Source organism: Serratia sp. 506_PEND, from assembly GCF_001076875.1.
GTDB classification, from domain to species: Bacteria; Pseudomonadota; Gammaproteobacteria; order Enterobacterales; family Enterobacteriaceae; genus Serratia; species Serratia marcescens.
Genome location: NZ_JVEL01000022.1, coordinates 1 through 1,550, shown reverse-complemented (window position 1 = coordinate 1,550; position 1,550 = coordinate 1). Strand labels below are relative to the sequence as shown.

Below are 1,550 nucleotides of genomic sequence, written 5' to 3'. Positions count from 1 at the left end.
GGCGAAAGCGCTACGCGGGCTGAACCTCGATAAAGCCAACTGGCAACAGGTATTCAGCGGCCCCGGAAACATTACGGTGACGTTACCTGACGGCAGCACTTACACTGGCCCAGCTTGGAATAGTTTTACCGCTGCGTTAAATCAAAAGGCAGAGAAGAAATCTGTTGATGAACTTTCGGCTGTTATGGAAAAAAAAGCGGATGTGAACAATGTTATTAAGCCCGGTGATAATGGGCTCGGTAGTAAGCATGGCTTTGTCGGAGTTAATACTAATAATATAGATATACTTCGTGCCAATATCGGTGAGATGGGGCTGTCTGCGGTACGTAATGAGACTTACATTCCACCTCCATTTAAAATGCTACAGTATTCACCATCTATTTGGTGGCGAACATTAGACACGTTCGCGATGATTACTGTTGGTTACGACCAACACGTAATCACTGTCAATACGGGGAATACTGCCCGAGGTTGGCTCCAAAGCATGGACTTATGGCATTCATTAAATACAACGGTTGATGGTAATGGTTTTATTAAAAGGGCGTCGCCAATCGTTAAATTATTCGGTGACGGCACCTATGAACTCAATGAAGAAAGTCAAGGAGTGACCACTGAACGAGTGAGCGAAGGTATTTACCGTGTATCCGGCACACTAGGTTTTAATGCTGATGCGCAATGGGGCGGTAAGGATGGTGGTATTGAGGTTCCACTCGATCGTAACAAACAACCGCTGATCTGGGTTGATTACGAGGTAGAACCAACTGGCGACCTGCTGATCAAAACCTACCACCGTACATACACAGCAGCGCCACCATTCGCCCGTAATGACGTTAAGGGTTATGACGAAGGAATGTCGATCGATATTCCATTAGGACGCTGGATTGATCTTCGCGTAGAAATGCCAGTCAAAAAGGAGATAAATAAATGACATTAATCAGCGGCGTATTAAAAGGCCCTTACGGCGATCCTCGCTCCGGCGTAACCATTACCCTGCGCGCAGTCAGAACCTCGTCAACGGTCCTGAGCTTGGCTAAATCACAATCAGTGACGGATGATAGCGGTAAATATTCCCTACCCGTGGAGCCGGGCGCTTACGAGGTCATCATCTCGGTGTATGGCGCGCAACCGGAGCGGGTGGGGGCTATCGAGGTTTATAACGATTCGCTGCCCGGCACGCTCAATGATTTCCTGCGTCGGCCAGGGGAAAGCAATATCACGCCGGAGATTGTGCAAACTGTCGATCGACTGCGTGCAGAGGCTGCTTTGTCCGCTGACAAATCAGCAGCATCAGCAGCAGCGGCAAAAGTCAGCGAGCAGAATGCAGCCGAAAATAGCAAAGTCGTTATCGCCGCAGGTTTTGCATCTGGCCCAGTTCATACGGCTGATATTTTTTCTACAGATAATAAGTCAAGCCTTCGCCGCTATACCACTGCTACAGCCAACAGGCCTGGCGGCGCGGCAGGCGGCGTAATGGTTTTACCCGTTGATGGTGGGCCGTCGAGCACTTATTTTGCCGTGTCAGTGACAAACCAAGCGTGGGTAGGTAATTC

General features: G+C 49.2%; 2 protein-coding genes. Both read left to right on the top strand.

Annotated elements, in window-relative coordinates:
- A partial coding sequence (locus ADK28_RS32365) for a phage tail protein (RefSeq protein WP_152929584.1) occupies window positions 1–928 on the top strand: 928 nt, incomplete at its 5' end.
- The coding region (locus ADK28_RS30930) for a prophage tail fiber N-terminal domain-containing protein (RefSeq protein WP_193392109.1) at window positions 925–1,550 on the top strand (626 nt) is incomplete at its 3' end. The genes ADK28_RS32365 and ADK28_RS30930, both read left to right, overlap by 4 nt.